Source organism: Flavonifractor sp. (genome assembly GCF_019422385.1).
Classification (GTDB): Bacteria; Bacillota; Clostridia; order Oscillospirales; family Oscillospiraceae; genus Flavonifractor; species Flavonifractor avistercoris.
This window is the reverse complement of the sequence record NZ_JAHZDL010000103.1, coordinates 1-7,910: the sequence shown is the minus strand read 5'-3', so window position 1 is coordinate 7,910 and position 7,910 is coordinate 1. Positions and strand designations below refer to the sequence as shown.

Here is a 7,910-nt window from a genome sequence, read left to right as displayed (position 1 = left end):
TGTCGATGTGGGAGTCGAAGGCGATGATCTTGTCGCCCTCGCCCATCCAGCCGATCACGTTGCCCAGGCCGTCCACTTCCACCGCATCGTAGCCCAGCTTCTCCATCTCGGCCTTGATGCAGGCGACCACCTCTTTCTCCTCGCAGCTCTCGCTGGGGTGGGAGATCATGGCCCGCAGGAAGCGGGTCATGTCGGCCTGATAACCGGCGGCGGCGGCTTTGATCTTCTCGTAATCCATGTTCATGTCCATGCCCTCCATCATCTATGTCCCATATTTAAGTAAACCATTGCGAATGCCTCGCAGAGTTCGCGCCCGCAGGCGCGAATCCTATGGAAATCCATGTTTTCCGGCGACATGTGCGTCGGAAAACATACTTTTCGGCCTGCAAGTGTGTGATTTGGCTGGCAACAGCCAAATCATGCGCGCGGCAGACCGCAGCCTTTCTCAAACCCGCGGCTCTGCCACGGGTTTGAAGACTAATAGTCTTTCTGCGGGGAGTCGGTGGTGGGATACTCGCCGTCCCAGATCACCCGGCGGAACTTCAGCGGGTCGGTGTTGCCCTCGGTGGAGAACAGCAGCACCTGGCTGAACCGGTCCAGCTCCAGGGCCTGGCGCAGCTCCCTGTAAGTATCGTCGCACATGATGGCGTCCAGGCAGCCCATGCCCACCGCGCCGGACTCGCCGGAGATGACGGTGGGGTCGCCCTTCACCGGCACGCCCAACATCCGCATGCCCTTGGCGCTGACCCAGTCGGGGCAGGAGACAAAGGCGGACACGTGGTTGCGCAGAATGTCCCAGGAGAGGGTGTTGGGCTCGCCGCAGGCCAGGCCGGCCATGATGGTCTGGAGATCGCCGGTGACGATGCGGGGGGAGCCGTCCCCGGCCTTGGCGCCCTGGTAGAGGCAGTCGGCGGCGCTGGCCTCCATGACCACGAACTTGGGCGGGTTGCTGGGGTACAGGTTGGTGAAGTAGCCCACCACCGCACCGGCCAGGCTGCCCACGCCCGCCTGGACAAACACGTGGGTGGGGCGGTTCACCTCGCACTGGCGGAGCTGCTCGGCGGCCTCGCTGGCCATGGTGCCGTAGCCCTGCATGATCCAGGAGGGGATCTCCTCATAGCCCTCCCAGGCGGTGTCCTGGACGATCACGCCGTGCTCGGTCTGCTCCGCCTCGGCGGCGGCCATGCGGACGCAGTCGTCGTAGTTCACGTCCTCGATGGTGACCTGAGCGCCCTCCTTGGCGATGTTGTCGTACCGGGACTGGCTGGAGCCCTTGGGCATGTGGACCACCGCCTTCTGGCCCAGCTTGTTGGCCGCCCAGGCCACGCCCCGGCCGTGGTTGCCGTCGGTGGCGGTGAAGAAGGTGGCCTGGCCGAATTCCTTGCGGAAGGCCTCGCTGGTCAGGTAGTCATAGGTCATCTCGGATACATCCCGGCCCATCTCGCTGGCGATGTACCGGGCCATGGCGAAGGAGCCGCCCAGCACCTTGAAGGCGTTGAGGCCGAAGCGGTAGCTCTCATCTTTCACATACAGCCCGCCCAGCCCCAGGTACTTGGCCATGCCGTCCAGCCGGGCCAGGGGGGTGACGGAGTACTGGGGGAAGGAGCCGTGGAAGAACCGGGCCTTGGCCACATTGGGCAGGGCCATGATGGACAGGTTCTTGTCGTCGCTCTTGGGCATCCGGTTGAGCACCCACTTGATCTGGTCTTTCATGGGGGATTGTCGCCTCCAAATTATTTTGAAGTATTGCTTATTTTTTGTTTTGCAAGACCATCATACCACGGGATTTCCAGTTGTCAAGGGGATTTCTGAAAAAAATATCGGAATCCTAAAAAATTTTTAGGCTTGCGCCAAAAAGACCATTTTCTCAGGGAGTGCGGGCCGCCGCAGAGGGCGGCCCGCGCCGTCATTTTTTATAAAAGGTGTGCTCCATGGGCAGGGAGGTGCGCAGCACGTGATCCCGGGCGTAGTAGGCCCCCTGGGCCGCCGGTGCGGTGGGGATGGTGGCGATCTCCCCGATGCCCTTGGCCCCGTAGGCGAAGGGGAGCAGCTCCTCCTTCTCCACATAGATGGCGTGGATGTCGGGGATCTGGTCGGCCCGCATGAGGCCCAGGGTGCCGAACCTGGCCTGGGGCACACAGTCCTTCAGGGGGAAGTCCTCGGTGAGGGCGTAGCCCAGGCCCATGAGCACGCCCCCCTCGATCTGCCCCTGGATGGAGGTGGGGTTGACCACCTTGCCCGAGTCGTGGGCGGCCCACACCTCTTTGACGCGGCCGTCATCGTCCAGGATCACCACATGGGTGGCGAAGCCGTAGGCCACGTGGCTCTTGGGGTTGGGCTTGTCGGAGCCCAGCTTGTCGGTGGGGTCGAAGAACTCGGCAGAATACTCCAGGCCCTCCAGGGCGGACAGATCCCCGTCGGCGCCGTCCAGATCCGCCTTCAGCTCGGCGGCGGCCATGCGCACCGCCTCGCCGGTGATCAGGGTCTGGCGGGAGCCGGAGGTGGTGCCTGAGTCGGGGGCCACCTCGGAGTTGGCCCCCATGTTCACCAGCTTCTCCCGGGGCAGGCCGGTGGCCTGGGCCAGGATCTGGAGGAACACGGTGGCGCAGCCCTGGCCGATGTCGGAGGCGGCGGCGTACAGCTCCACCTTCCCGTCCCGCACCGCCAGCTTGGCCCGCCCCTTGTCGGGCAGGCCCACGCCCACGCCGGAGTTCTTCATGGCGCAGGCGATGCCGGCGCGGCCGGCGTTGCGCTCATACACGTCCTTCACCGCCAGCAGGGTCTCCTTCAGGGCGGTGGAGCAGTCGGCGATCTGGCCGTTTGGGAGCACCTTCCCCGGCTCGATGGCGTTGCGGAAGCGGATCTCCCAGGGGGATATGCCCACCTTCTCGGCCAGCAGGTTGATGTTGGACTCCAGAGCGAACTCGCTCTGGCACACGCCGAAGCCCCGGAAGGCGCCGGCGGGGGGGTTGTTGGTGTACCAGCCGAAGCCGCGGATGTCGGTGTTCTGGTAGCAGTAGGGGCCCACCGAGTGGGTGCAGGCCCGCTCCAGCACCGGGCCGCACAGGGAGGCGTAGGCCCCGGTGTCGAAGTAGATCTCGCAGTCCAGGCCGGTGAAGATGCCGTTCTCGTCGCAGCCCAGGGTGAAGGTACCCTCCATATAGTGGCGCTTGGGGTGGAAGTTGATGGACTCCTTCCGGGTCAGCTTCGCCTTCACCGGGCGGTTGACCTTCAGGGCCGCCAGCACCGCCAGGTGCTGCACCGACACGTCCTCCTTGCCGCCGAAGCCGCCGCCCACCAGCTTGTTCTCCACCACGATGCGCTCGGGCTCCCACCCCAGCATGATGGAGATCTCCTTGCGGGTGTCGTACACCCCCTGGTCGGAGGTATACACCTTCACGCCGTCCTTGTAGGGGAAGGCCACGGCGCACTCCGGCTCCAGGAAGGCGTGCTCGGTGAAGGGGGTGCGGTAGGACTGGGTGACCACGTACTTGGAGCCCGCCAGGGCGGCCTTGGCATCCCCCCGGGTCACATGGCGCTGCTGGCACAGGTTGCCGTTGGGGTGGAGCCTGGGGGCGTCGTCGGCCATGGCGTCCTGGATGGTGCGCACCGGCTCCAGGGGCTCGTAGTCGATCTTCACCAGGGCCTTGGCCTGCTTCAGAATCTCCTCCGTCTCCGCCACCACCAGGCAGATGGCGTCCCCCACGCAGCGGGTGATGTCCCCCTTGGCGATCATCACGTCCCAGTCCTGCTGGATGTGGCCCACCTTGTTGTGGGGCACGTCCTCGGCGGTGAGGACGGCCAGCACCCCCGGCAGGGCCAGGGCCTCAGAGGCGTCGATGTTCAGCACCCTGGCCCGGGGGTATTGGGAGCGGACGGCGGAGGCGTGGACCATGCCGTCCAGGTACAGGTCGTCGCAGTACTCCCCGGTGCCCAGCACCTTGCCCCGCACGTCGGCGCGGAAGGCCCGGTCGCCCACGCCGAAGGCCGCGCCCTCCTCCAGGGCCGGGTCGATGTGCTGCTCCCCCCGGAGGATGGCCCCGGCCAGGGCGATGCCCTCGATGATCTTCTTGTAGCCGGTGCACCGGCAGACGTTGCCACGGATGGCCTTCTTGATCTCCGCCTCGGTGGGGTTGGGGTTGACGTCCAGCAGGGCCTTGCCGGAGAGCACCATGCCGGGGATGCAGAAGCCGCACTGCACCGCCCCCACCGCCCCGAAGGCGTAGACAAAGGCCTCCTGCTCCTCCGGGGACAGGCCCTCCACCGTGACGATGGACTTGCCCACCGCCTTTTTGGTGGTGAGGATGCAGGAGCGGACGGCCCTGCCGTCCACCAGGATGGTGCAGGTGCCGCAGGCCCCCTCGCTGCACCCGTCCTTGACGGAGGTGAGGCGCAGCTCGTCCCGCAGGTAGCGGAGCAGGGGCTCCTCCTTATGGGTGGTGCGGGAAACGCCGTTGACGGTAAAGGTATAGCTCTCGCTCATGTCGGGTTCCTCTTTTCCAGCGTTACATTCCGGCGGCGCGCCGGGAGCCCCGGCAGACCGCCGGGGCTCCGCAGGCGCCATCAGGCCAGCAGATAGGAGTAATTGTCATACACCGCGCAGATCAGGCGGCGCAGGGGGTCGTACAGGCCGCAGGCGGGGTCGGACACGTCGTAGTCCGCCGTGCTCCCGCCCAGGCGCACCCGGGTCCTGCCGCCCTCCAGGGGCAGGAAGCCCTCGTTCTCGCTGTTCTCGAAGTCCTCCTGGCTCCAGAACAGGGTGAACTTGTGCTGATAGGGCCGGCTGTCATAGGGGCAGAAGGTGGCGCAGTTGCCGCACTCGTTGCACATGCCGTCCACGTGGATGATCTGCCGCTGCCGCATGCCGGGCACCCACACGGCCACGTTGGCCCGGTTGGGGCACACCTCGGTGCAGGTCTCGCACACCGTGGCGCAGCCCAGGCAGCGGATGTCGTCGCAGCTGGCGCAGTCGGTACACACGTCACCCCGCTTGGCCAGGGGCTTCTGGTAGTCGGGGTTCACGTTCTTGTCCACATCCGCCTCCGTATCGAAGGCGCGGATGGCCTGGACGGCCTTGGTGGCGCCGGCGATGGCCTCCACCACCGTGCCGGGGCCCTTCTGGCCGTCGCCCACCACAAAGACGTGCTTGATGGAGGACTCCAGGGTGTCAGGGTTGACCACGGCGCGGCCCCGGTTATCCACAGCCAGGCCGTTTTCGGTGTAAAACCCGGTGTCCACATGCTCGCCCACGGCGGTGATCACCGTGTCGGCGGGCACGTCCACCGTCCTGCCGGTGTCCACGGGGGAGCGGCGGCCGGACGCGTCGGGCGCGCCCAGCTCCATGACCTTACAGGTGAGCACGCCGTCTCTCACGCCCACGGGAGCCAGCAGCTCCCTAAACTCCACGCCGTCGGCCAGGGCCAGCTCCAGCTCCTCCTGGTCGGCGGGCATATAGCGCTTGGTGCGGCGGTACACCAGGGAGACGCTCTCCACGCCGGCGATGCGCTTGGCGGCCCGGGCGGCGTCCATGGCGGTGTTGCCGCCGCCGATGACCACCACGTGCCTGCCCAGGTTCAGGGTGTCGGGGGCCTTCTTGGCCGCCTCCAGGAACTCAATGACGTTGGTCTCCTGGCCGTACTCCAGGCCGGCACTGCCCTTCTGCCACGCGCCGGTGGCCAGAATCACGTGGGTGTACCCCAGGGTGAACAGGTTGTGGACGTCCTTCACCTCGGTGTTGAGGCTCACCCGCACGCCCATGGCCCTGAGCAGCTTCTCGTCGTTGTCGATGGCCTGGCCGCTGATGCGGAACTCCGGGATCACGTGGCGGACGATGCCGCCCAGGGCGTCCTTCCGCTCAAAGACCGTCACGTCCACCCCGGCGCGGCCCAGGAAGAAGGCGGCCGCCATGCCGGCGGGGCCGCCGCCCACCACGGCCACCTTCCGGCCGGGCACCGGGGCGGCGGGGCGGAGCTTGGGCAGCAGCTGGTCGAAGCCGCCCTCCGCGGCCTTCAGCTTCTGCTGCCGGATGTACACGCTCTCGTCGTAGGCGTTGCGCATGCACTTGTCCTGGCAGCGGTGGGAGCAGATGGTGCCGGTGATAAAGGGCAGGGGGTTGCGGCGGAGGATGACCTCCAGGGCCTCCTCATACTTGCCAGCGTTGACCCGCATCAGGTAGGCGGGGATGTCCTGGTGGATGGGGCAGCCGTCCCGGCAGGGGGCGGTGAAGCAGTCGATGAGGGGCACCTTCTGGTCCAGCTTGCGGCTGGGGATGGGCTTCATGGGCTTGCGATAGTGCCCGTCGGCGGGGATGGACTCCACCAGGGCGGCGGCCCTGGCCGGATCCACGCCGATCCAGGGGGTGTAGTCGATGTCCGCCAGGGCGCCGGCGATCTGGTGGAACCGCTGATAGCCGCCGGGCTTGAGGATGGTGGTGGCCATGGTGATGGGCCAGATGCCCGCGTCGTACAGCTTCCGCACCGAGTGGATGTCCGCGCCGCCGGAGTAGGAGATGCGCAGCTTGCCCTTGAACTCGCGGGCCAGCCGGGCGGCCAGGGCCAGGGACAGAGGGTAGAGGGAGCGGCCGGACATGTACATCTCCTGGCTGGGCAGCTCCCCGGCCTTCACATCCACCGGGAAGGTGTTGGTGATCTTTACGCCGAACTCCAGCCCCCGCTCCCCGGTGAGCTTCATCAGCCGGTGGAACATGGGCACCGCGTCCTCCCACTGGAGATCCTCCAGGAAGTGGTGGTCGTCAAAGGCGATGTAGTCGTAGCCCAGGCCGTCCAGGGTCTTGCGGGCGAACTCGTAGCCCAGCAGGGTGGGGTTGCACTTGACGTAGGTGTTCAGGTTCTTCTCGGTGATCAGATAGGTGGCGATGCGCTCGATCTCGTCAGGGGGGCAGCCGTGGAGGGTGGACTCGGTGATGGAGTTGGAAACATGGGGGGTGATGGCCTTCACATAGGCCTCGTCCACCTTCTCAAACTGGTCCAGGTTGGACAGGGCCCAGTCCATGCACGCCTGCCACACCTCGGTGTTAGAGGCGTCCTTCATCCCCTCGATGTAGGCGTCCACCTTGGGGCTCTGGATGCCCTTGAGATCGTACCCCACGCTCATGTTGAACACGAAGCCGTCGGGGTCGCCCAGCTCCAGCTCCCTGGCCAGCAGCTTGCAGGCAAACCACGCCTTCACATACTCGGCGAACGCCTGGGGCACGGTGAGCTCGGTAGACCACTCGCAGTTGTAGCACTCGTCGGCGGCGGTGATGCAGGGCTTGCTGACGCACTTGGACAGCTCCTCGCCGTCCATGATCTGCACGGTCTTGACCTCGAAGAACCGGCTGCCAGCGGCGTAGGAGGCCACGATGTTCTGGGCCAGCTGGGTGTGGGGGCCGGCGGCGGGGCCGAAGGGGGTCTCGATCTTCTCGTCAAAGATGGGCAGGGCCTTCCCGTCCCCCCGGCGGGTCAGCTTGGACACGCCGAAGATGGACTGGGTGGTGCGGTACTCGCCCAGAATCCAGTTCATCAGGTGGGCAAAGGGCATGGGTCTCATAATATCGCTCATGGTGAAACCTCCATATCAATCAGATGGGCTGGACAGCACGTGCGTCCGCCCTGTGTAGGGCGGGGGCTTGCCCCCGCTGCCGGGAAAAAGGGATCAATAGGTTCTGTGGTTCAGTTCACCCCACAGCTTTTTGGACTGCTCCATGCAGAAGGCGTTGATTTTGCCCCGCCCGGCGGGCCGGGCGGGGGCCCCAAGAGATTTTATCTGCTCGGGGCGAGTGAATCGCCCCGGCATCAAGGTTTTGCCTGTGGCAAAACGCTTGGTGAGGACAAAATCAATGCCTGACCATATTTAGTAGGTTCTGTGGTTCAGTTCACCCCACAGCTTTTTGGACTGCTCCATGCAGAAGG

The 7,910-nt window shown here is 65.7% G+C and carries 3 protein-coding genes and 1 pseudogene; all 4 read right to left on the bottom strand.

Translation table 11 applies throughout. From position 1 onward, the window contains the following. A pseudogene (locus QZ378_RS11370) lies at positions 1–238 on the bottom strand (YgeY family selenium metabolism-linked hydrolase); the annotation flags it as partial. A gap of 239 nt (positions 239–477) precedes the next feature. Continuing rightward, positions 478–1,713, bottom strand: coding sequence for a diaminopropionate ammonia-lyase (dpaL, locus tag QZ378_RS11365; protein ID WP_191379387.1), 1,236 nt, complete (start codon positions 1,711–1,713; stop codon positions 478–480). A 193-nt stretch (positions 1,714–1,906) separates the two neighbouring features. Further along, positions 1,907–4,483, bottom strand: a complete 2,577-nt coding sequence (gene xdh / locus QZ378_RS11360) for a selenium-dependent xanthine dehydrogenase (protein ID WP_291258347.1) — start codon at positions 4,481–4,483, stop codon at positions 1,907–1,909. Between the two features lie 80 nt (positions 4,484–4,563). Then, complete coding sequence (gene ygfK / locus QZ378_RS11355; protein WP_291258346.1) at positions 4,564–7,560, bottom strand: putative selenate reductase subunit YgfK; 2,997 nt, start codon at positions 7,558–7,560, stop codon at positions 4,564–4,566. Positions 7,561–7,910: the final 350 nt, after the last annotated feature.

Excerpts from the sequence above, each read along its gene's own strand:
- dpaL (WP_191379387.1), bottom strand. The coding sequence starts at position 1,713 with ATGAAAGACCAGATCAAGTGGGTGCTCAACCGGATGCCCAAGAGCGAC.
- xdh (WP_291258347.1), bottom strand. The coding sequence starts at position 4,483 with ATGAGCGAGAGCTATACCTTTACCGTCAACGGCGTTTCCCGCACCACC.
- ygfK (WP_291258346.1), bottom strand. The coding sequence starts at position 7,560 with ATGAGCGATATTATGAGACCCATGCCCTTTGCCCACCTGATGAACTGG.